The organism is Pseudomonas sp. FP2196, assembly GCF_030687715.1.
Lineage (GTDB): Bacteria > Pseudomonadota > Gammaproteobacteria > Pseudomonadales > Pseudomonadaceae > Aquipseudomonas.
In genome coordinates this window covers 2,269,759-2,293,087 of record NZ_CP117445.1, presented here as the reverse complement: position 1 = coordinate 2,293,087, position 23,329 = coordinate 2,269,759, and the positions used below count along the sequence as shown (strand labels likewise).

Sequence of the window (23,329 nt, the reverse complement as noted above, 5' to 3'; positions counted from 1 at the left end):
CTCAACGGCCAGCCACGGGCATTGTCAGCAACTGCAAGCGCTGGGCAATGGCGGCGGCCGGGGCATCCGGGCGGATTTTGCTCCAGCGTTTGTTGGCGACATCGCCGACGATCAACTGCGTGGAGTGTTGTTCCGGGGTCGGAATGATCTGGCCGATACGGCTCAACACCAGGTCCATCTGCGCCTTGTCGCCAGTAAGAAAAAGCCAATGAGGGTCATCGGAACCCTGCTTCAAGGTGTAAGCCTTGAGCACCGCCGGCGTGTCGCGCAGCGGGTCACTGGTAAGGGAAATGAAAGTGATGTCCTGGGCCTTGTCACCGAGCAACTCGCGCACTTCCTTGAGCTTGCGGGTGATCAACGGGCAGGCATCGTTGCAACTGGTGAAGATCACGTTGAGCAGCACCACGCGGTTTTGCAGTGCGTCGCTGTAGAAACGCAGGGTTTCGCCGTTCTGATTCTGCAACGGTGTATCGGTGAACCAGGTTTTAGCGTCGCGGGTGCCTGTGGCCGGTGCCGCCGCAACGGTTTCAGGGGCAGTAGCGGAAGCCTCGGGGGCATGGCCTTCGTGGGCCACCGCGACGTTGCCGAGAATCCAGAAACACACGGTCAGGGAAATCCAGTCGAGGGCTCTCATGGCTGTTGCTCCATGGCGATGGCAGTGTGTTTGTCGTGGGTGCGCAGGCCGCTGAGTTTTTCCACTTCCTTGGCCAGCAACGCCGGGTCGGTGAAGCCGTAATAGCGGGTCCAGTGGCGGCTGTCGCCGTCGCCGACGAGGATCAGCGGCTGATGACTCTTCAAGTCGCCGCTGAAACTGCCCAGCCCTTTGAGGGTTTCGGTGATCGATTGCGACGAGCCGGTCAACCAGCTCCAGCCCGGGCCACGCTGGAAGGTGCGGGCGTATTCCTGCAAGCGTTTCGGGTCATCGCGTTGCGGGTCAACGCTGATCGACACCAGTTGCACTTCGTTGCCGACCCGTGCGCCAAGCTGCTTTTGCACCTTGCCCATGATCGACGACACCACCGGGCACACCGTGGTGCAACTGGTGTAGATGAAGCTCATGACGACGATTTTGCCCTGCACCAGATCCTGCTCCAGGTGCACGGTTTTACCGTTTTGATCGAGCAACGAGACGTTGGCGAATTTGACTTGGGCGTTTTCCTGCGTGTTGCTGGGGGCCGCTACTTTGTGCCCGGCATGTTCGTCGGCTGAATGGGCCTGAGCCTGATGAATGCCGACGCTCAGTAGGCAAAGGGTCAGCAGGCCACGGGATGCAAATCGGTTCATGTCGACTTCCTCTTCAACGGATCTGGCCGGGGGCTACCCGAACACTGGCAAAGGTCTTGTCATCGAAACCGGCACCCAGCGATGCCGCACGCACATGCAGGTACCAGGCGCCGCTGCGATCAAGCGTCACCGGCGCTTCGTACACGCCATCGGCGACTTCCCGTGCCGCCACTTCGCGGGGGTGCGAGGTCGGTGCGAGGAAGTAGCGCAACTGCACGTCCTTGACGCCGCTGCGCTGGATTTTCTGCTTGCCCTGAACGATGCGAAAACGCACCACGTAGGGGGCATTGAGCGCCACGGCAGTCTTGTCGAGCAGGAACTCGACCTTCGGCTGCCCGAGGTGTTTTGCCACCGTGCCATCGGCTTCGATCTGCGCCGCGAAGCAGTGAATGATGTTCGGTTGATTGAGCAGGAACGCCACGTCAAAACGTCCCGCCGCCGGCAGTTTCACCCGCGAGCTATATAGCCCCGGCGACACTTCGCGCAGGCTGCGATCGATGACCATGGCCGCCCGCGCAATCTGACCCCGGTTGGGGTACCCGGACATCGGCGCGTTCATGCCTTCGGCGTAGAAGTAGGTGGTGTTGTCCACCGGGTTGACCACGAACACCGCGTTGTCGTCGCGCGATACCGCCAGGCTTGAGGCCAGCGGCAAATCCCCGGCCATGCGCGGCGGTTGCGGGCCGGCTTCAAAACCCTGGCTGATCGGCTGGCGGCCTTCACCGAGCGAGGCCAGATTGATCATGGTGACCTTCGGCGAGGCCAGTCCGCGTACGTAGGCATAGGCCTTGGTGAACACCACTTGATACGGTTCAGCGGACACGTCGAGGTCGTGGATCGCCGAATCGTTGGCGGCATCGATGATCGAGGCGCGGTTTTCCACGGTGTTGAGCACCACGCCAAAGCGGCCGTCAGCGCTGAAACCCATCGGGCCGAGCCCTTGCTGGAGCGGGATAACCCGGCGCACGGCATGGCTGTTGCCGTCAATCACGGTCACGGTGCCGTCCTTGCCATCGGCGACGTAAACCGCGCCGGACAATGGCGAGTACGCGACCGACAAGGGGCTGGAGCCGGTTTTGACTTGCTTGAGAATCTTCAGGCTGGCGATATCCACCACGCTCACGGTGCCGTCGTCACGGTTACTGACGAAGGCAAAACGGTTGTCCTTGCTGAAACTGATTTCGTGATGGCCACGGCCGGTGGCCAGATGTTTGAGGGTTTTGAGGCTCTGAGTGTCGATCACCGTCACCCCGGACTCTTCGGTTTTGCTCGCGTTGTTACCGACCCAGAGCAGACGTTCGTCCGGTTGCAGTGCTACGCGCACCGGTTGGCTGCCGGCGGCAATCGAGTCGAGGACTTTGAATTGTTCGCTGTCGATCACCGCCACTTCGCCGGCCGTGGGCATCGACACGAATACGCGTTTGTTGTCAGTGGGAGTGACCCAATCCATCGGCGCTTGCTTGAGTTCGATCCGCGCCATGGTGCTGGTGATGCCGCCGACCGACACCGAAGGATCGACCACGGCAATGCTCGCGTCGCGGTTCATCACCAACAGGTAATAACTGTTGAGATCGAGCAGTGGCCGCGCGCCGATGTTGGATTTGAGGAACATCCCGACCCGGGATTTGCAGCTCTGGTCACGGCCCTGGGCTTTATCGGCGGCGACGGTTTCCGGATCGACCCACGCCCCCGGCGCCAGACCGGACAAGGGCTGGCTCGAAGCGCTGTCGGTGATGCGAAACTGCACGTCGGCGAACTCGCCTTCGCGCAGTTTGCCGTCGGCGGCCAGCGGCTGGAGTTTGAAGTCCACCGTCACGCCATCGCGGGCCAGGGTCTGGCCGGACTCGGCTTGTGCCAGGGCAATTTCGCCAAGAGTCACTAACGCCCCGGCGGCGGTCAGCAGACAAACTCCCGTGATGTTGATGATCCTGTTCATACCGCACTCCCCTTCAAATCCAATCCAGACGACACGGTTCCTGCAGGAGCGAGCCTGCTCGCGATGGCATTTTCAGCTACACCATCCAAAACCGAGTTGCTCCCAATCGCGAGCAGGCTCGCCCCTACAGGTTTTGCATCCACAGATCCATTGCTTTGCAGCTACTGCCCCTGAGGTGCCGGCTCCGGCTCGTTGGTCACCCGCAGCAATCCCCACAACCCGGAAATGTTGCCGTAGGCGCCGTAGTCGCGGAACAGGTAGTCCCCCGGTATCGCGTTGCTACCCCCGGCGCTCGGCAGCATGAAGCTGAAGTGCGCCGCCGGCAGGATGCTTTCGTGGGCGCCGATGTACATCGACATCGGGTTGTAGCCGAAGCGCACCGACCCCACGCCCGGCGAGCCCAGCGGATAGCCACCGGTGTCGCTCTTCTCAGCCTGGAAAGGGTTGACCGACCAGACATGACCATCGAGCTGGAACGTGCTGCCACGGCTGCCACCACTCGGCATCAGGATGTGCGTGCGCAACGGTTGCCCCGGTTTGGCGTAGAGCACCGGCGTCTGCGGATCACCGCCCACCAACGCATTGCTGTAGGCCATGTGCGCGTTGGTCATGTCGCCATAACCTGCGCCATCGGCATGCCCGAACGGCGCATCCGGGGCGAGGCCGAAGCGATACCACAGCGGCTCGGTCTTGTAGTTGATCGCCATGCTCGAGTTGTCCTGCGGATCGGTCGGCAGGCCGAAGCCTTCGGCGGCAATACCTTCCACCGGCCGGCCGTTGGCCCAACGGGTGTTCAACGCCTTGTGCCAGACCATCGCGAAGTCGCGGTAAGTCGTTTGCCCAGGCGCGGTGACCGTGGCGTTGACCTTGCGCGCATCGTCGACCCAGGTGGCGCCGATCGGCAGAATGCTCATCGCCCCGCCAAGGCCTTTTTGCGGCTGCTTGATCACGTCCGCCGGGGTGAAGTTCAAACCGCCAAACTCGACCGCCGTGGCATTGATGTTGTCGACGCTGCGGCCCAGCTGGGTCACCGGTTTGCCTTCACGCTCAAGGTGCCCGGCGTAGTACTGATAAGTACGGGTCGGGTACGCGCCGCTGCTACCAACGCGTGGCGGCACAGTCTGGGTCGGGTTGGCGCCGACGTTGGTGCCGTCGGATTTGGTGATGTCGTAGGCCAGCAGTTGCGCGTGCAGGCCGACGTGGCTGGACGGCCGCATCAGGTTGTTGCTGAAAGTGGTCGAACCGAGGCCGCTGTTGCGGTCGCGCTTGACCATGCCTTGCACTACTGCGGTCTGGGTCAGGTCGGGCATCACGCTCGGCAGACGGTTTTCCAGAGTGATGTTGATGCAGTCCCCCGCAGCCGCGCGCAGCACCAGCGGTTCGACCGGGATGCCAGGCTTGAGCTTGCCGCTGACCGGATCAAGGTCGGATTTGCGCACGTACAGGATCGCGGTCGGGTCATGCAGCGGACCGCTCTGCCCGCCAAGGGTGATGGTCTCGCCATCCTCAGGGTCGGTCACCGTGACCTGCGGGATGCTCACCGTGCGCGAGTTCAGCACCAGGGTGCCGCCCGCAGGGTTCAGCGGCCCGCCGACATGCTGGCCGAGGCCTTCGGGATCGCCGATGGTCAGGCCCAACGCATTGCCGAGGATGTCGTTGGCCAGGGCTGCGACCACTTCATAATTGCGCTGCACGGTCGGCCGGGTGCCGATGCCGTTCGGGTTGGCGCCATAGCGTGGGCAACTGCCCTCAAACGCGACGGTGTTGCGCATGCCGGCCGGCGTCGGGTTATTCGGGATGGCAAACAGATCACTGCGTTTGGCAGTGTAGTTGCGCATCACGCCCCAGATACCGCTCCAGTAGCCTTCGATCGAGGCATCCATCGAGTACAGATAGTCGCCCGTCGTTGCGGCAGAACTGGAAAGCATCGACACCGGTGCAATGAAGCCCATCTGCTCGGAGATGCCGATCATCTGCGACGCGCGCCAGCCGGAGTTGGAGCTGTTGCCGAAACCGGAGCCGCTCTGCAGCCACTTCACGCCGTGCAGGGTGACGTTGTGCTCTTCCTCATGACCACCGGCATGCACCCGCAGCCGCACGTTGTCGCCGGTGTAGGTGCGCAGCATTGGCGTGAACGGGTCGCCCGGTTCTGCGCCGCCCTTGTTGATGTGCGGCGGGAACAGCGTGGTGCCGCCGGTCGGGCCGGTGGCGGAGGTCAGCAGGTTAGGCGCCAGGTTCATCGCCGGGATTGCACGGTCGGTACGGCTCTGCATGGCATACGCCAGGTCACCGCCGAGGCCGTCGGCCTGCATGCCGCGCTTGCCGTCCGGGCCGACTTTGTTCGGGTCATACACGCGCAGGGCCAGCGGCTCGTTGCGGTAGTTGACGACGAACATGCCAGGGTCATCCACCGAGATCGCTTGCGGGCATGGCCGGCTCGGGCAGCCCGGCACCTGACCGCCCTGCACTTCAACGATGCCTTCGAGCAGGTTGCTGGCGTTGTTGCGCACTGGCGGGTTAATCGCGTAGCGGAAGCTGTCGGCCGTGGCCGGGAACGCTTGCGCATTCGGTACACCGTTAGGCCCGGCACCGACATACACACCGGCTTCATAGGCGTGCTGGAAGTCGCTGTACTCGAGGAAGAACTCGCGGAAGCTGTCGTTCTTGCCGTCGCCATCGAGGTCGCCGGTGTTGATTACGGCTTGCCAAGAGGTCGGCCCGCCGTCCTGACGTGCGCCGCTGTACAGAGGCTCACCCGTTTCGGCGTGCAGCCAGGTGGAACCGGCAGGTTCAGCCAGCACGGTGGCGTACAGACCAATCTGTTGGTGCGTCGATGGACCGAGGTGGTCGTGGGTGAAAATGGTGCCCAGGCCACGGTCCACGCCTTTGATATTGACCACCGGATCGACGAACCAGCGCTGCATCGCCGTGCGCGCACCGATCCAGTCGGCACGACCGAACTGACCAAAGTACGGATGCGCCTTGGCTTTCGGGCAAGCCTGAGTGCCATCGCGCGGGTCGGTGCCTTCGCACTGGTTGAACTCGCGGATCGCGAGGATACGTTCCTGCACGGCGCCGGGCGAGAGCACGCCGTCCTCGTAGTTCCAGCCGTTGGACGAGCCGTCAGCCGAGGTCAGATCCCACTTCGGCAAGTGGATGTGTTGGCCGATCACGTCGGTCGGCGTGCGCACCTGATAATCGTCCATCTCGTAGGTGGCCGGCACCAGGTTGGTTTGCTGGTACTGCACGCAGTCGAAAGTATTCATGCGCATCACCAGAGGCTCTGGCGGACGCTGCTTGGTGATCACCGGCCAGGCGTCTTCCCATAGCGCCAGAATGCGCGCCTGCGGGAAGTGGTAGCCGACCTTGTTGTACACCGCGTCGAACTGGATGTTGGCGGCTTTGTAGATCCGCGGACGGTCGGCGGTAAAGGTTGAGGCGCCGACGAAGGACATGCCGTCCGCCCGCTCGCCGCTGGCGAACTCACCGCTGCCGGCGCTGCTGGTCAGGCGTTTTTGCCGGTCATCCATGCACGGTTCGTAGTACGGCGCGCCGGCAATCGGCAAGGCACCGTTGGTGCGAAAAGCCTTGGCCACCACCTGATTGCCGGGTAGCAAGGCATAGCTTGGGTGATCCTTCTTGGCGTGGAACGCCATCGCGGCCTGTTCGACTTCAGTGCCCTCTTCCGGCATATAAATCGGTTTGGCGCGGGTGACTTCCTTGGAGAAATCCAGCGACGTGGTCACGGTGCGCGCCTCGCCTCCCGCCGACACGCCATCGAGTGTATGGCGCTGCAAACCACCGTCCCAACCACCGGATTGCGCCGGGTCGAGGTTGGCCCAGAGCGCATTGCCACTGGTTTTCAGGGATTGCGCGGTAGCGGCGTCGAGCATGTCCAGCGGCGGGGTTGGCGGACGTTGGCCGACCGAACTTTCCATGCCGCCGATCCAGAATGGATAACCGGGGTTTTTCAGACTGCCGTCAGCATTGCGGTTGGCTTCGCTGCGATCCACCAGCGCCAGGGAACCGATGGCTTGCCCGCCCGCGTTGCCGCCGTCGTCGGCGCCTTCTTCCTCGTCATCGTCATCGTTGCCGGCCACCAGGGTTTCACCGATTTTCGGTACCACCACGACTTTGCCGGGCATCGGTGCCATGGCTTTGCCTGGCAGCGGCACTATTGCAGGAATCGGTGTGCCGGCGATGATTTCGCCATCGGGCAAGGCCCGGGCGCCGACCGCAGGTTTACCGCTGCGCAGGGCAAACGGTTCGCTGTGATACCCGTCCGCGCCTTGCTGCGAAACATCGAGCCGGGTGCCTTCTTCAAACACATCGTGAACCCGCCACATGGCCCACATGCCCTGGGCGAAGTGCGGATAGAAGTGGCAGTGATAGATCGCATCCCCCGCCACCCGGTTGCGGTTACCCGAACCGCCGTTGGCGATTTCATAGGTGTAACCGGCGCCGGGGCCAATGCCTTGGGCGTCGACGTAATCGGAGTTGTCGTCGTTGGGGTTGAACAGCCACTGATGGCCGTGCAAGTGGAAGACGTGCTGTTCGTGACCGTTGTGGGTGTTACGGAATTTGACGAAGTCACCGATGTAGCTGTGGTTAACGTTCGAAGGCTCCGATGGATACAGGGCCATGGTCGCTTTCACACCGATCTGATCGGCGCGAGGCGTCTGGCCCGGAGCGATGTTCTCCAGCCCGGCGTTGGCCGGCACATCCACCAGCATCGCCACGTCGCCGACGGTGTGCGAACTGAGGAAAAACTCTTCGTAAGCGCAGGACAGGCAGTCATGCATCGGCCCTACACCCAAACGGTTGGCGACCACTTCGGCGCCCATGCCGCCGGAGCCGTAGTTGATCATGAATGAGTCGCGGGTCGGCTCCAGCACATGGGCCATCACCGGGTCTGCCCAGTAAGCCGGAAATGCTTGGGTGGCGGCGGTTTCGTCCTGAAATTGCGAGGCGAAATCGCGGAATGGTTCGAGTCTGTTCGGGATCGCCGGGTTGCGTTTGCCGACTGACTCCAGCGGATAAGTGCTGGCCGGGAAGCTGCCGTCGGCGTTGCTGCCCATGACAATCGCGTCGCTTTCGCTGGAGATGATTTCACTGCCGTCGACCATGTTGATGATCGGCGTGCCGGCCTTGCCTTCGCGCAGCCACGGTTCGCGCTGCGGGTAACGTGCCTGGTAGTCGACGATGGGCTGACCGGTCGGTGCGCGGCCGGTGGTGGCCAGGCGCATCTCCTCTTCGGTCAGGGTGTTGCGATAGCTGCGGCCGCCCTTGGGCAACACGACAACCTGGCCGAACAGGCCGTTGGCAACGTTACCCGCCGCGCCTTCACCACCAAACGTCGCACCGCGGCTGCTGACGGCAAACGCACCTTCGCGCTCGGCGAACAACGTATAGGAACGGCTCGCGCCGGGGACGACCAGAGTGTTGGGGTTACGGCCGGAGAACGAAGAAATGTCGTCGATGCTGTTCACCGCTTGCAGGCCGTTGACCTGAAAACCGACATGACGGTCAGCGACTTGCTCGTCGACTTTGAAAGCGTCCATGGCGTTGGAATTTTCCTCGCCTTCAGGCCCTTCGACATGCTTGTTCGGGTTGGCCTGATAGTCGAGCAGGTTCTGCAGATTGATCGTCAGGCAATCCCCCGCCGCCACCCGCAGCACCAATGGCCGCGGACGCTTGTCCGCACGCAACGACACCTTGCCCGGCACCGCCGCGCCGCCGTAGGCCAGCGACACGTCATGCTCATCGACCACATCGCGTCGCAGGGCGTACATCATGCCGTTGGCATTCTGCGCACCGAGGCGGTTGAACATCAGCGGCTGATCGAAGGCCACGACATTGGCCACCAGGTTGCGCTCGCAGCGCACGGCCGCGCTGGCCAGGTCGATGCTGAGCATCGAGGCCAGTATCAGCAACCAATTGAATGAGCGATGAGCGTGATGAATGCCAACCATGATCGCAAACCTCGTAGTGGGTGCTCTCGGGAACCTTTATCGATAACAGCGTCTCGACAAAACCGCTGGAGCAATCCGCATGCCACAAAAAAATTCGTTACTGTTCAGTCAGTTACCGCATCGACTTGAGATTACGGGGGATATTCCCCACCGCTTTTCCCCCCTATTCGGGCCTGCCCGGCTTGCCCCGAAAGTGGGGGAACCGGGTGGGTCTACAACGGCGCATCCATCGCCAGCCCCTGCAATCGCCGGTATTGGCGCAGCACGTTGGGCACATAACGCTGGGTTTCAGCGAACGGCGGAATCACCCGGCCACGGCTGAGCACGGCTTCTGGCCCGGCGTTGTAGGCCGCCACCGCGAGCGCGATATCGTTGTCGAACAGGGTCATCAGACGCTTGAGGTATTTGGCTCCGCCCTGGATGTTGGCCTTGGGGTCATAGACGTCCTTCACCCCCAATTCCCGTGCGGTGTCAGGCATCAACTGCATCAGCCCGCCTGCCCCTTTGGGCGAGGTCGCGCCGGCGTTGTAATGCGACTCGGCGTTGATCACCGCGTGCAGCAACGCTTCGGGTAATTGATGGGCTGTCGCCGCCGCCGAGACCAGTTCGGCATAGGGCTGCCTGGCGATCATTTGCGGCTGCTGATCAAGGCTGACCAGCGGTTTTTCGGCTTCCTGAATCACCCGTTCGTAAGTGCGTCCGGGACGGTGAACATTGGACAGAACGTAGCTGCCCTTGGCGTCCACGGAGATGAACACATCGGCTTGCGCGGTGCCGCTGAGCAGCACACAGCCGAGCAATCCGCTGGCAAGAAATTTCATGTCGGGCCTCCCCGGATCAGCCCCGATAAATTGGGGGAAATGCCCCAATGACCGATCACGTTTGAGCCGTACGCAAGCACTGTGCCGTTTCGTGGAAAGCCCGAAACACAAGGGCTTCAGCCAACCAACCAGGTTTAAGCGGGGGCTGAGCATGGCAATTGCATAAGCCCTCTTGGCGACACGGCTGCCACTCACGGGAGGTCATCATGAAGCTGCAAATTCGTCCGCGTGGCCAACGCGGTTTCACACTGCTCGAACTGCTTGTGGTGCTGGTGGTGCTCGGTCTGTTGGCCGGGATCGTCGCGCCAAAATATTTCGCCCAGTTGGGCCGCTCCGAGGTGAAAGTTGCCAAGGCGCAGATCGAAGGCCTGAGCAAGGCGCTGGACTTGTATCGACTGGAGGTCGGTCACTACCCGTCCACCGAACAGGGTCTACAGGCATTGGTGATCGCGCCGAGCGATGAGGCGAAATGGACCGGCCCGTACTTACAGAAAAAACTCCCGCAGGATCCGTGGGGGCGTAATTACGCCTACCGCTATCCCGGCGAAAACAGCGAGTACGACCTGCTGTCGATGGGCAAGGACGGCCAGCCCGGCGGTGACGGCGAAAACGCCGAAGTGACCAATTGGCAGTAAGCGGAGCGCGGCCCATGCGATTTCATCTGAAAGCGGTCGGCAAGGCTGGCGTGGTCTCGTTGAGCATCGAGGCGCCAGGGCACAGCGAGGCGCGGCACATTGCCGAAGATCAGGGTTTGCGCGTGCTCAGCCTGCACGCGGAAAAACACTGGCGCTCACTGCGCCTGCGCCAGCGCGAAACCTTCAATCTGGTGCTGTTCAGCCAGGAACTGACCACCCTGATCAACGCCGGTCTGCCGTTGATCGATGCGCTGGAAAGCCTCGCCGAAAAAGAAACCGCCCCCGCTGCCCGCAAAACCTTGAGTGAACTGGTGCGTCTGCTCTACGAGGGCAAATCGTTCTCCCAGGCATTGGGCCAGTTGTCGGCGGTGTTTCCGCCGCTGTACGTGGCGCTGGTGCAGTCCAGCGAAAAGACGGGGGCGGTCGGCGAAGCACTGGGTCGTTACGTGAGTTATCGCCAACGTATGGACGAGGTGCGGCAGAAGATCGTCAGCGCCTCGATCTACCCGCTGTTGTTGCTGGTCGTCGGCGGTGGCGTGGTGTTGTTTTTGATGGGTTACGTGGTGCCGCGCTTCAGCCTGGTGTTCGAAGGACTGGGCTCGAACCTGCCGTGGCTGTCGCAGATTCTGATGAGCTGCGGGATGTTTCTGCATGCCCATCAGCTTGAGTTCTTCGCTGCGTTGGCGGCGATTGTCGTGGCCCTCGCCCTGCTGCAAAAACAGCCGGCGTTTCGCCGATGGCTGGATCGGCTGGTGGAGAAGCTGCCCGCCGTGCATCAACGGATTTTCATGTATGAACTGGCGCGGTTTTACCGTTCGCTGGGGATTTTGCTGCAAGGCGGGATTCCGCTGGTCACGGCCATGGGCATGGTCCGCGGCTTGCTCACCGTGGCGTCGCGGGCGCGGCTGGATCAGGCCTGCGAGCGAGTGCGCGAAGGCCAGTCATTGTCTGCTGCACTGGAACTCAATCGCCTGGTGACGCCGGTGTCCCTGCGGCTGCTGCGAGCGGGCGAGCAATCCGGCAACCTCGGGCAAATGATGGAACGCAGCGCCGATTTCTACGACGAAGAAATCAGCCGTTGGATCGAGTGGTTCGTGCGTTTGTTCGAACCGCTGCTGATGACCTTCATCGGCCTGCTGATCGGGGTCATCGTGATCCTGATGTACATCCCGATTTTCGAACTGGCTTCAAGTATTCACTGACCTGGGGAACGGGTCGGATCGACGCAACAATGCTCATCGAAGTTCCCAACAAAATCATAAAGACGGAGAACGATATGCACATTCAAAAGCTCGTGCTCGCAATGGCCATCGGCGCAGTTCTGTCAGCGTCAACCGTATTGATCCCGGACAGCCTGTCGGGAGTAGCCAGTGTTCAGGCCAAGGAAGGTGGCAGTGGCGGAGGCGGTGGCGGACATGGCGGCGGTGGTAGCGGTGGCGGCGGCCATGGTGGTGGCGGTGGTAGTGGCGGCGGCAGTGGCGGTGGCGGCGGCGGAGGAAGCGGTGGTGGCGGCAGTGGCGGCGGCGGGAATGGCGGCGGACACGGTGGCAGCGGTAGCGGTCATGGCGAAGGCGGCGGACACAGTGGCAGCAGCGGTCAGGGCTCGGGACATTCCGGCGATCACTCAGCCTCGGGACGCAGCGGCACTCACGCCGAACCGGGGGACGACCACGGCGTCCATCGTGCAGGTGAAGTCGGTGATGATCGCGGTGTTCATGTCGGCGGCGAACCTGGTGATGACAAACGCGCCAACTGAGTCCAACTGAAAACACCACGATCCCTGTGGGAGCTGGCTTGCCAGCGATGGCGTCCGCTCAGACACAGCCTTAGTGCCTGACCCACCGCTATCGCGGGCAAGCCCGGCTCCCACAGGGTCATGTGATGCTCACACCGTCCATATTTTGGGCGCCGCAGGGCTTATAGGGCGACGTTGCTCTGATTCAAGCGCTCACGCAAAAACTCGATCAACGCCTGCACCGGCCGCGAAGCCTGACGATGTTGCGGATACACGGCCGACAACGTCAGCGGCTCCGGACGCAAGTCATCGAGCACCGGCACCAGTCGCCCATCTTTCAATGCCGCGCCGACAATGAACGTCGGCAGATAGGTGATCCCCATCCCCTGCACTGCCGCATCGCGCAGCAACTCGCCGTTGTTGACGCGCATGCGTCCAGTGACGTTTACCAAAACCGGCTTGCCCTGCCCCGCGTCAAACCGCCATTGCACCGAGCGGCCATGGCCGTAGGGCAGACAATCGTGGCTGAGTAAATCCTCGGGTTTGAGCGGCGTACCGCGTTCGGCCAGATAAGCCGGACTGGCGCAATACACCCGTTCGATGGAGGCGATACGGCGGGCGATCAAGGTCGAGTCTTCCAGCACACCAATGCGCAGCGCCAGGTCATAGCCTTCGCCGAGCAGATCCACCGGGCGGTCGCTCAAGTCGACTTCCACCGTGACCTCGCGATAGCGCTGCAAGAACATCGGCAACAGACAACCCAGGTGCGCCACGGCAAACGACAGCGGCGCACTCAGGCGAATCGTCCCGCGTGGCTCGGCGGTTTGCCCGGCGATGCCCTGCTCGACCTGCTCCACCTCGCCCAACAGGCGCAGCGCTGATTCGTAATAGCTCTGACCCAGTGGCGTGACGTCCAGCCGCCGGGTCGAGCGGTTCAATAAGCGCACGCCAAGGCGCTCTTCCAACTGCATCAACCGACGGCTGACGAACTGCTTGGACAGGCCCAACTGATCGGCCGCTGAGGTAAAGCTGCCGGAGTCCATGACCTGGCAAAAAATACGCATGTCTTCGAACGGGTTCATTGTCACTCTCTGGTGGACAGTTAAACGCTTTATAGCCGCTTTTTCACTTTTCGGCATCCCACTAATCTGTGCTCACGGTTTGAAAACACCACACCTCAATTAATCGAAAATGGAATTGCACATGAACATCGTCAAAAAAACCCTGACCGCTTCCCTCCTCGCCCTGTCCATCGGCAACGCCTTCGCTGCCGGCAGCCCGGGTGTCGAACACAACACCCAAGCCTTTCTCGAAGCCCTCGCCGCCGGTGGTGGCAAGCCGCTTGAGCAACTGAGCCCGAAAGACGCCCGTGCGGTGCTGACCGGCGCGCAAGCTTCGGTGAAGGTTGATCTGTCCGGTGTGGAAGTCAGCGACAAGGCGATCAAGGTCGATGGCCAGACGATCAACCTGAAAGTGGTGCGTCCGGCCAAGGTCAAAGGCGAACTGCCGGTGTTCATGTTCTTCCACGGTGGCGGCTGGGTACTGGGTGATTTCCCCACGCACCAACGCCTGATTCGTGATTTGGTGGTGGGCTCCGGCGCTGTGGCGGTGTACGTCGATTACACGCCGTCGCCGGAAGCGCAGTACCCGACTGCGATCAACCAGGCTTACGCCGCAACCAAATGGGTGGCTGAGCACGGCAAGGACATCGGTGTCGACGGCAAGCGTCTGGCGGTGGCCGGCAACAGTGTCGGCGGCAACATGGCGGCGGTCGTGGCACTGATGGCCAAAGAACAGAAAACCCCGGCGCTGCGCTTTCAGTTGCTGATGTGGCCGGTGACTAATGCGCAGTTCGAAGACGGCTCGTACGAGCAGTTTGCCGAGGGTCACTTCCTCACCAAGGGCATGATGAAATGGTTCTGGGACAACTACACCACCAACCCGGCCGAGCGTGCGCAGATCCACGCCTCGCCACTGAACGCCAGCGCCGAACAGCTCAAAGGCCTGCCCGCCGCGCTGGTGCAGACCGCCGAGTTCGACGTGTTGCGTGATGAAGGCGAAGGTTATGCACGGCACCTGGATGCAGCGGGTGTGCCGGTGACCGCGGTGCGCTACAACGGGATGATTCATGACTTTGGCCTGCTCAATCCGCTGAGTCAGATTCCCGAGGTTAAAGCGGCTGTGCGCCAGGCAGCGGCTGAGCTGAAAACCCATTTGCAGCCTTAACGGCAAAAGATCGCAGCCTGCGGCAACTCCTACATTGGAATGCATTTCCCTGTAGGAACTGCCGCAGGCTGCGATCTTTTTATTGGCAGACACTGCGGAGCTCAAGCCATGACCCTTTTCTATACTCACCTGCTGTCCTGGAGCGCCGCCCTGCTGCTGCTCGATGCGGTACTCTGGCACTTCTCGCCCTTCACCCATCGCGCCCCGAGAGTCGGTGTGCGACTGGTACTTTTTCTGGCGTTCACCGCGCTGGTGATCAACGCCGGTGTCAGCCCTTTGCAGGCGCCGCAGTTTACCGATGACCAGGTCGCGCAATTGGGCGCAACCGCGCTGGGCATTCTCTGGTGGTTGTACGCCGCGCGAGTCCTTACCGAAGTCATCGGCCTGATCCTGATGCGGCGCATCGGCCACAGCGGGCGCTTGTTGCAGGACGTCATCGGTGCGCTGGTGTTTCTGGTGGCCATCGTCGCTGCGGCCGGCTACGTGCTGGAGCTGCCGGTCAAAGGCTTGCTGGCGACATCCGGTGTGTTCGCTATCGTCGTCGGTCTGGCGCTGCAAAGTACCTTGGCCGATGTATTTTCGGGGATCGTGCTCAACACCACCAAGCCGTATCAAGTGGACGACTTCGTGGTGATCGATGGCGTCGAAGGCAAAGTGCTCGACATCGACTGGCGCGCAACGCACCTGCTGACCAGTGCCGGCACCATGGCGGTGGTGCCGAACTCGGTGGCGGCCAAGGCCAAAATCGTCAACCTCAGCCGCCCGACCAACATGCACGGCGTGTCGATCAGCATCAAAGTGCCGAACCACATCCGCCCACGCCGGGTACTCGACGCCCTCGACCGCACGCTGCAAGGCAGTAGCAGCCTGCTGCTGAGTCCGGCGCCAAAAGTGGTGTTGAAAGAGGCCGGTGAAGAAATGTCGGAATACGTGGCCAGCGGTTTCATCGCCGAACTGGGCAAGAAAAGCGAAGTGCGCAATCAACTCTTCGACCTCGCACACCGTCATCTCGAAGCGGCGGGTATTTCCCGGCATCCCGATGGCGTGATCGAGCCTTCGACCCGCGCCCGGGCATTGCTCGATGAAGTGAAAATCTTCCGTTCGCTGAGCGCCGAGGAACGTGACCGCCTCGCCGAATCGATGGTTGCGCAGCAGTACAGCGCGGGCCAGGTGGTGCTGGATCTGGATGAAGTGCCGGACAATCTGTTTGTGATTGCCACCGGCGTGGTCAGTGCGACCGTGCCCGATGGCAGCGGCCAGACCGAAGCCGGGCGCATGGGGCCGAGTGAGGTCATGGGCGAGCAAAGCATTCTGGCGGATACACCTTCGCAGGCTACGTTTACGGCGCTGACGTCTTCGATCATCTACCGTCTCGACAAGAACCTGACGCGCCAGTGCATGGAAAAGCGCAGAGAGGTGGGGACGGCGCTGAACAAATTGCAGGCCGTACGGCAGCAGAGCAGTCAACTGGCGTTGTTGGCCAAAGCGGCACCGGTCAGAAAAGGTGGGTTTCTGGGCTGGTTGCAGAAGCGTTAAAGCAAAAGATCGCAGCCTGCGGCAGCTCCTACAGAGGAACGCATTCCCAATGTAGGCGCTGCCGCAGGCTCGGGCCGCGATCGGACGATCTTTTGATCTTCTTACTTGGCCGTGAACTTGGTGTAGCTGTTGATCAGGTTGCGATAGTTCGGCAGGCGTTCCGAGAGCAGATGCGCCAGGCCTTCCATGTCGTTGCGCCAGTCACCCTGCAGCTCGCAAGCCACCGCGAACCAGTTCATCAGATGAGCACCGGCCGCCGACATGCGTGCCCACGCCGCTTGCTGCACGGTGGTGTTGAAGGTGCCGGAAGAATCGGTCACCACGAACACTTCGAAACCTTCAGCGATGGCCGACAGGGTCGGGAATGCCACGCACACGTCAGTTACCACACCGGCGATGATCAGTTGCTTGCGACCGGTAGCCTTGATGGCTTTGACGAAGTCTTCGTTGTCCCAGGCGTTGATCTGGCCTGGACGCTGAATGAACGGCGCGTCCGGGAACTGCTCAAGCAGCTCGGGTACGATCGGGCCGTTCGGGCCTGCATCGAAACTGGTGGTCAGGATAGTCGGCAGCTTGAAGAACTTGGCGATATCGCCCAGTGCCAGCACGTTGTTCTTGAATTCGTTTGGCGAGAAATCCTGTACCAGCGAGATCAGACCGGTCTGGTGATCGACCAGCAGCACAACCGCATCATCTTTGTTCAGACGCTTGTATGGAACGCTCATGGGAAACTCCTGGGTGGATGGTTGTTGCGTGAAGCGCCGACCGTCGAGGCCAGCGCTTTTGGGTAAGAATCAGAACGCGAAGCAGGAACAGCCGAACGCGCCCCAGAAACCGGCGAAATCGCTGACCGGGGCATTCGACAGGCGCGCCTTTTCATGGCTGTGAGAGTGCACGGCGCAGGCGCCGACGCATTGGTGCACCTGAGCCTGCATTGGCGCGTTCTGGCGCCAGTGGCCCGGGACTTTCGCCACCGGCGACCAGTCCGGCAGCACCGGCACGCTGGCCGGACCGAGGTCCTGGAAGTCGCCCGCGGCGTAAACGATCTTGCCGCCAACCACGGTCAGTACTGACTCGATCCACTTGATCGCTTCTTCTTCGACGTGGAAGAAATCCGCGCTCAGCGCCGCCAGATCCGCCAGTTGCCCGACCTTGATCTGGCCTTTCTTGCCTTGTTCGGAAGAGAACCAGGCGCTGCCGTGGGTGAACAATTCCAGCGCGGTGGTGCGCGGCAAACCTTCTTCGTAAAGGGCCAGACCGCCGACGGTACGACCGCTGACCATCCAGTACAGCGACGTCCACGGGTTGTAGCTGGAAACCCGTGTGGCGTCGGTGCCCGCGCCGACCGGAACGCCTTCGGCGAGCATGCGCTTGATCGGCGGCGTGGCTTCAGCGGCTTTCGCGCCGTAACGGTCGACGAAGTACTCGCCCTGGAACGCCATGCGATCCTGAATCGCGATGCCGCCGCCCAGCGCTTTCACCCGTTCGATGTTCTGCGGGGTGATGGTTTCGGCGTGGTCGAAGAACCACGGCAGACCGTTGAACGGAATGTCACGGTTGACCTTCTCGAACACGTCGAGCATGCGGCTGATCGATTCGTTGTAGGTGGCGTGCAGACGGAACGGCCAGCGCTGCTCGACCAGGTGGCGGACCACTGGCTCTAGCTCCTCCTCCATGGTTTGCGGCAGGTCCGGGCGCGGTTCGAGGAAGTCTTCGAAATCCGCTGCCGAGAACACCAGCATCTCGCCGGCGCCGTTGTGGCGCAGGAAGTCGTCGCCCTGATGCAACTTGACGCTGCCGGTCCAGTTCTGGAAATCGGTCAGCTCTTCTTTCGGCTTCTGGGTGAACAGGTTGTAGGCGATACGCACGGTCAACTGGTCATCTTTGGCCAATTGCTCGATCACTTGGTAATCGTCCGGGTAGTTCTGGAAACCACCGCCGGCATCGATCGCACTGGTGAGGCCGAGGCGATTGAGTTCACGCATGAACTGGCGAGTCGAGTTGACCTGATACTCCAGCGGCAGCTTCGGCCCCTTGGCCAGCGTCGAGTAGAGAATCATCGCGTTGGGTTTGGCCACCAGCATGCCGGTCGGGTTGCCGTTGGCATCGCGCACGATCTCGCCACCCGGCGGGTTTGGCGTATCGCGGGTGTAACCGGCCACGCGCAATGCGGCACGGTTGAGCAAGGCGCGGTCGTACAGGTGCAGGACGAAAACCGGGGTGTCCGGCGCGGCCTGGTTGAGTTCTTCGAGGGTCGGCATGCGCTTTTCGGCAAACTGGAATTCGTTCCAGCCGCCGACCACGCGCACCCACTGCGGAGTCGGCGTGCGATCGGCCTGTTCTTTAAGCATGCGCAGCGCATCGGCCAGCGACGGTACACCTTCCCAGCGCAGTTCGAGGTTGTAGTTCAAACCGCCGCGAATCAGGTGCAAGTGCGAGTCGTTGAGACCGGGGATGACGCAGCGGCCGTGCATGTCGACCACTTGCGTGGCCGGGCCGCGCAGGGCCATGGCTTGGGTATCGTTACCGACGACCACGAAGCGGCCGTCCTTGATGGCCACGGCGCTGGCCAGTGGTTTGCTGCGGTCTACGGTATGAAATTGGCCATTGAAGAGAATCAGATCGGCGCTCATCGCAGTTCCTTCGACAAAAAATGAATGGGGTTCAGCGTGACGGGTGTTCTGTAGATTCGACGTGGGTATGGGCTTGACTGGCTTCCAGCCACGGCGCAAACAAACGGGTCACGGGCGGCATGAACACGTACACCACCGACAACACGATGGTCAGGGTGATCAGGAACGTGGCAACCACGTAGTTGGAAAGCAACGGATGCAGCGCGAGCAGAGGCCCCCAGATCAGCGGCACCAACAGGGTGTGTGGAAAAATCACCAGCAAGGTGACCACTGCCTGCTTCCAGCGCGGTGGCGGCGACGCGGCATCAGCCAGCGGGGCAAACCAGAATTCATTGATGGGCGCGACTTCGGTCTGGTCGCCATCGGCGAGCATCGGTGCGGCCTCTTCGACCAGTGCCTGACGCTCTGGCGACTCCAGCCATTGTTGCATCGCCTCGGTCGAGCGAAAGCGCAGCACGCAGGTGTAAGTGTCGAGGCCGGCGCGCTTGCCGCGTACCACGTCCACACCCAAATGCCCTTCGCGTTGCCCCGCCACCCGCACGATATTGCGCAGCCAGGCTTCATAGGCCGCTTCAAAACCGGCTTTGATCCGGTGCTTGACGATCAGCGTGACAGTCTCGTCAGCCCCCGGTGCTTGTTGACTAAGGACTTCAGGCATAACGCAGTACTCCGGGCAAACGAATATTGAGCGCCAGCCGTCCTGGCCCGGCGATAAACACAGTGGTAAACAGGATCAACAGCAACCAGCCGAACTGCCCTTCAGCCACACTCCATTGCGGATGCACGACCAACAGCGCCACCAGCAGCACAAATAGAATAGGCAAGCAGGCCAATCGCGCCAGCACACCGGCGACGATCAGCAGCGGACAGAGGACTTCGGCGAAGATCGCCAGACATAAGGTCAGGTGGGCGCCGAGGTGGAACGGGTCTTCGATCAGTTGCAGTTGGGCGCTGAAGTCCAACAGCTTGGGCAAGCCGTGTACCCCGAGCAGGAACAGCCCGGCGCTGACCCGTAGAAACAGTAAACCGGCGTCGCGTGCCCGTTCGTCTCGTTGCAAAGCATTCATGACCCGACCCTGTAAATGTCATTGACCTGAATAATGCCAATGCGGGGCGGGGAGAAATTGGATAGGTGTGCTCTCTTTCTTTCAGTCACCTGAAACCAATGTGGGAGCAAGCCTGCTCGCGATAGCAGTGTGTCATTCAACCTTGATGTCGACTGACCGGGCGCCATCGCGAGCAGGCTCGCTCCCACAGGGGATTCAGGTTTTTTTCAGGCTGGCGGGATATCCAGCGATGCCGACATGAACTGGCTGATCCGCGAGCGCAACCACTTCTCCGCCGGGTCGTTGTCATGCACCCCGCTCCAGGCCATCGACAATTGCGCCGCATCAATCGGGAACGGTGGGTCTTCGGCGCGCAGGGCGCAGCCTTCAACCAGCGCACAGGCAGCGTAATCCGGCACGGTGGCGATCATTTCGGTGCCCGCCAGCAAAGCGCGCAAGCCGCTGAACTGCGGCACACCAAGCACCACGCGACGGCAACGGCCGAGTTTGGCCAGATCCAGATCGATATTGCCGCTCAAGTCACCGGAGAACGACACCATTGCGTGCGGGCGCTCGCAATATTCGTCCAGCGTCAGCGGCCCCGGACGGTCGTCGCCGCGCAGGACTTTGCAAGGGATGTCGCGCAGTTTCTTGCGTTTGGCGTTGGCCGGCAGATCGGTGGTGTAGCTGACGCCGACCGAGATTTCCCCGGAGGCCAGCAGCGCCGGCATCAGCAAATAGTTGGCACGGCGCACCACAACCACAATCCCCGGAGCTTCCTCCTGAAGTTGGCGCAGCAGCGGCGGAAACAGCCCGAATTCGGCGTCATCCGACAGACCAATGCGAAACACCTCGCAACTGCTCGCCGGTTCGAACTCCTTGGCCCGGCTGACCGCCCCGGAGATGACGTCCATCGCCGGTTGCAGCTCTTTGAGAATCGCCAGGGCACGGGCGGTCGGCTCCATGCCGCGACCGTTACGCAGCAGCAACGGATCATCGAACAGATCACGCAAACGGCCGAGCGCCGCGCTCACGGCGGGTTGGCCCATGAACAGTTTTTCGGCGACGCGGGTCAGGTTCTTTTCGAACATCAGTGCTTCGAAAATCACCAGCAGGTTCATGTCGACGCGACGCAGATCGTTACGGTTCATGGGCTCGTGTTCCTTGCCTGGAGGTCTTGTGCAGTCATGCGAGAGCGCCGTACTTTACTCGATCAACGGTACTTTGGCCGCGCGTTTGTAAGGGCCGTATTCCACCGGTACCCATTGGAAGTGTTTGTCGATAGCGGTGATGTGACCGATCCCCGGAAACGGCAGGTGCGCAGCGGTCACCCAGGTTTTGCTGGCGGCAGCAGCGCTGAATACGGCGTTACGGCTTTTGATGGCCTGCTGACTATTGACGTCAAAACTGATCGACACTTCAGGGTGTTCGAACTGCACGGCAAGGTTGTGCACCAGGTCGCCCATGAACACGATGCTCTGGTCCTGCGAGGTGAAACGGTAAGTGGTGCTGCCTGGCGTGTGCCCGCTTTCGAGTTGCGCCTCGACCACGCCCGGCAAGGGTGATTGCCCTGGCGTGAAGGTCTTGAAGCGGCCGGCAGCCACGTAGGCCGCCGTGGAGTCCTGAGCAATTTTGAAGAATTCTTTCGCCCCGGCCGGTGCCTTGGCCAAGGCCTGCGGATCGAGCCAATAGTCGGCTTCGGCCTTGGCTGCGTACACCGTAGCGTTGGCGAACAGTGGCTTTTGCTGAGCGTCGACCAGCCCGCAAACGTGATCCAGGTGCAGATGGGTCAGCAGGATGGTGTCGACCTGTTCCGGTTTGTAGCCCGCTGCCTGCATGTTCGCCGAGAGCTGGCCGGCGGTTGCGCCAATGCACTGCCCGGCGCCGGTGTCGATCAGAATCAACTGTTTGCCGGTGTTGACCAGAAACGCGTTGAACGCCGTTTGCACACCCGGGGTTTCAATCGAACGGCGAGCGAGCAATGCACGGATCTGTCCCTGACTCATGCCCTGAAGCAGTTTGGGCGACAGATCGTTGTAGCCGTCGAACAGCGCGGTCACTTCATAGTCGCCCAACGCCAAACGGAAGTAACCGGGCGCCTGGGTACCGACCTGCGGCGCTTGTGCCACAGCACTACCGGCCGCCAACGCGAGTGCCAAACCGAGTGTGCCCAATGCAGCGTGCAACGAACCTGTCATGCGAGTCCCCTTGCTTGATCGATCTTCGACGGCACCGAACGTGTGCCTCTTATCAGACGTCATCCTCGCCGATCCGCCCCGTCGCCGACTTGCAGCGATGTGCTGAGTTCAACGTTTTGCGGCGCAATTAACAACGTTTAACTCGTCAGTCCTCCGGCCCCGTCCAACAATGAAACCCACCGCGAAACATTGTTTTCTTGACCAGAGGGGAAAGCACCCAGCGTGCGTACCCCCCCCGACACGGACATTGGCCATGGCTCACTTACAACAAACAGTCGCCCTCGCCCCCGCCAGCGAATCTCGCACACAGCGCGTCGGCGGCCTCAGTCCACAGCGCGAACGGCGGGTCAAACAGTTGATCCTTGATCGCCTGGGTGAAAGCCTGGAGGTCACCGAACTGGCAGAGGCATGTTCGTTGTCACGCAGTCATTTTTCCCGAGCGTTCAAGTGCAGTACCGGGCTCTCGCCACAGGACTGGATCCGTACTCAGCGCATCGCCCGCGCCAAGCTGTTGATCCAGCACACTCACTTGAGCCTGACGCAGATCAGCCTTGAATGCGGTTTCTGTGATCAAGCGCACTTTTGCCACATCTTCACCCGTAGCGAAGGGATCAGCCCGTTTGCCTGGCGCTGTCGTGAAGTGCCGGATATGAAGCTCAAAAGATCGCAACCTTCGCCAGCGTCTGCCGGCATGCGCCTTGCGGTGTAGGCTCCGATCCTATCGCCCCCTTCCTCACTTGTGCCTCAACCGCTGCGCCACTTGTGCCACCCGCTCCCCCAGATGGGCCGCCGTGCGCCGGTCTTCGAGCGGCGGCGCCTGCTCGGGCGTCTGTTCGACATTGGATTGGGACATCGCACCGAGCGAGCTGCCCAGACGGTTCAATTGCCCATCAAAGCACCCGGCCGCCGAACGTGCCGGGAGCAAATCGAGCCCAACCCAAATCATCGAATGTTGCGCGGCGAACACCGCCATTTGCAGCAGCGTATTGAGCTTGTCGCCGCACAGACTGCCGGAATTGGTGAACCCCGCAGCGACCTTGTCGCGCCACGGTTTGGCCAGATAGAACGCCGCGCTGGCCTCCATGAAACGCTTGAAGCCCGCCGACGCGCTACCCATGTAGGTCGGCGCGCCGAAGATGATCGCATCAGCGCGGTGCAACTCATCCCAATAGCGTTCGACTTCTTCTACCGCGACCAACCGACAGGTACTGCCCAGGTGCCGTTCGACGCCCTGCGCCACGGCCTCGGCCATGACGCGTGTGTGGCCATAGCCGCTGTGATAGACCACCACCACGTTGCTCATTGCG

General features: G+C 61.7%; 19 protein-coding genes. 6 read left to right on the top strand and 13 right to left on the bottom strand.

The features are described from left to right. Position 1: 1 nt before the first annotated feature. The 5 genes from PSH79_RS10275 to PSH79_RS10255 all read right to left on the bottom strand — a co-directional run bounded on the left by PSH79_RS10275 (position 2) and on the right by PSH79_RS10255 (position 10,013). Positions 2–634, bottom strand: a complete 633-nt coding sequence (locus tag PSH79_RS10275) for an SCO family protein (RefSeq protein ID WP_305442461.1) — start codon at positions 632–634, stop codon at positions 2–4. After that, the gene (locus PSH79_RS10270; protein ID WP_305442459.1) at positions 631–1,284 is read right to left on the bottom strand and encodes an SCO family protein; all 654 of its coding nucleotides are present in this window, start codon (positions 1,282–1,284) and stop codon (positions 631–633) included. The genes PSH79_RS10275 and PSH79_RS10270 overlap by 4 nt, the downstream gene beginning before the upstream one ends. A gap of 13 nt (positions 1,285–1,297) precedes the next feature. After that, positions 1,298–3,220: a YncE family protein gene (locus tag PSH79_RS10265; RefSeq protein WP_305442458.1), complete on the bottom strand. Its 1,923-nt coding sequence runs from the start codon at positions 3,218–3,220 to the stop codon at positions 1,298–1,300. 161 nt (positions 3,221–3,381) lie between these two features. Beyond that, a complete protein-coding gene (mnxG, locus tag PSH79_RS10260; RefSeq protein WP_305442457.1) occupies positions 3,382–9,192 on the bottom strand; it encodes a manganese-oxidizing multicopper oxidase MnxG in 5,811 nt (1,936 codons plus the stop codon). 212 nt (positions 9,193–9,404) lie between these two features. After that, entirely contained in the window at positions 9,405–10,013 is a 609-nt protein-coding gene (locus PSH79_RS10255; protein ID WP_305442455.1) for a lytic transglycosylase domain-containing protein, read from the bottom strand. 206 nt (positions 10,014–10,219) lie between these two features. On the opposite strand from PSH79_RS10255, the gene gspG reads away from it, so the two are divergent. The 3 genes from gspG to PSH79_RS10240 all read left to right on the top strand — a co-directional run bounded on the left by gspG (position 10,220) and on the right by PSH79_RS10240 (position 12,404). Then, a complete protein-coding gene (gene gspG, locus PSH79_RS10250; protein WP_305442453.1) occupies positions 10,220–10,648 on the top strand; it encodes a type II secretion system major pseudopilin GspG in 429 nt (142 codons plus the stop codon). 14 nt (positions 10,649–10,662) lie between these two features. Then, the gene (locus PSH79_RS10245) at positions 10,663–11,850 is read left to right on the top strand and encodes a type II secretion system F family protein (protein WP_305442451.1); all 1,188 of its coding nucleotides are present in this window, start codon (positions 10,663–10,665) and stop codon (positions 11,848–11,850) included. Between the two features lie 74 nt (positions 11,851–11,924). Beyond that, on the top strand, positions 11,925–12,404 hold the full coding sequence (locus tag PSH79_RS10240; RefSeq protein ID WP_305442449.1) for a hypothetical protein: 480 nt from the start codon (positions 11,925–11,927) through the stop codon (positions 12,402–12,404). Between the two features lie 161 nt (positions 12,405–12,565). On the opposite strand, the gene PSH79_RS10235 is transcribed toward PSH79_RS10240, so the two are convergent. Beyond that, complete coding sequence (locus tag PSH79_RS10235) at positions 12,566–13,465, bottom strand: LysR family transcriptional regulator (RefSeq protein WP_305442447.1); 900 nt, start codon at positions 13,463–13,465, stop codon at positions 12,566–12,568. A gap of 121 nt (positions 13,466–13,586) precedes the next feature. Here PSH79_RS10235 and PSH79_RS10230 point away from each other — a divergent pair, with 121 nt between their 5' ends. Continuing rightward, positions 13,587–14,609, top strand: a complete 1,023-nt coding sequence (locus PSH79_RS10230; RefSeq protein WP_305442446.1) for an alpha/beta hydrolase — start codon at positions 13,587–13,589, stop codon at positions 14,607–14,609. 108 nt (positions 14,610–14,717) lie between these two features. Further along, positions 14,718–16,145 (top strand): mechanosensitive ion channel family protein, encoded by a 1,428-nt coding sequence (locus tag PSH79_RS10225; RefSeq protein WP_305442445.1) that lies wholly within the window; start codon positions 14,718–14,720, stop codon positions 16,143–16,145. 101 nt (positions 16,146–16,246) lie between these two features. Here the strand turns inward: PSH79_RS10225 and ycaC are convergent, their stop codons facing one another. From ycaC to PSH79_RS10195, 6 genes are all read right to left on the bottom strand, one after another. Then, entirely contained in the window at positions 16,247–16,870 is a 624-nt protein-coding gene (ycaC, locus tag PSH79_RS10220; protein ID WP_016774080.1) for an isochorismate family cysteine hydrolase YcaC, read from the bottom strand. Between the two features lie 69 nt (positions 16,871–16,939). Next, entirely contained in the window at positions 16,940–18,778 is a 1,839-nt protein-coding gene (locus tag PSH79_RS10215) for an amidohydrolase (protein WP_305442444.1), read from the bottom strand. Between the two features lie 31 nt (positions 18,779–18,809). Then, positions 18,810–19,436, bottom strand: coding sequence for an antibiotic biosynthesis monooxygenase (locus tag PSH79_RS10210; protein ID WP_305442443.1), 627 nt, complete (start codon positions 19,434–19,436; stop codon positions 18,810–18,812). Next, positions 19,429–19,845, bottom strand: coding sequence for a DoxX family protein (locus PSH79_RS10205; protein WP_305442442.1), 417 nt, complete (start codon positions 19,843–19,845; stop codon positions 19,429–19,431). The genes PSH79_RS10210 and PSH79_RS10205 overlap by 8 nt, the downstream gene beginning before the upstream one ends. A 206-nt stretch (positions 19,846–20,051) precedes the next feature. Next, positions 20,052–20,975 (bottom strand): LysR family transcriptional regulator, encoded by a 924-nt coding sequence (locus tag PSH79_RS10200; RefSeq protein WP_305442441.1) that lies wholly within the window; start codon positions 20,973–20,975, stop codon positions 20,052–20,054. A gap of 54 nt (positions 20,976–21,029) precedes the next feature. Continuing rightward, a complete protein-coding gene (locus PSH79_RS10195) occupies positions 21,030–22,022 on the bottom strand; it encodes an MBL fold metallo-hydrolase (RefSeq protein WP_305442440.1) in 993 nt (330 codons plus the stop codon). 253 nt (positions 22,023–22,275) lie between these two features. On the opposite strand from PSH79_RS10195, the gene PSH79_RS10190 reads away from it, so the two are divergent. Then, positions 22,276–22,731 carry a helix-turn-helix domain-containing protein gene (locus PSH79_RS10190; RefSeq protein ID WP_305442439.1) on the top strand — a complete coding sequence of 152 codons (456 nt, stop codon included), beginning with the start codon at positions 22,276–22,278 and terminating at the stop codon, positions 22,729–22,731. Between the two features lie 24 nt (positions 22,732–22,755). Here PSH79_RS10190 and PSH79_RS10185 read toward each other — a convergent pair whose 3' ends face one another. Beyond that, positions 22,756–23,325, bottom strand: a complete 570-nt coding sequence (locus tag PSH79_RS10185) for a flavodoxin family protein (RefSeq protein ID WP_305443912.1) — start codon at positions 23,323–23,325, stop codon at positions 22,756–22,758. Positions 23,326–23,329: the final 4 nt, after the last annotated feature.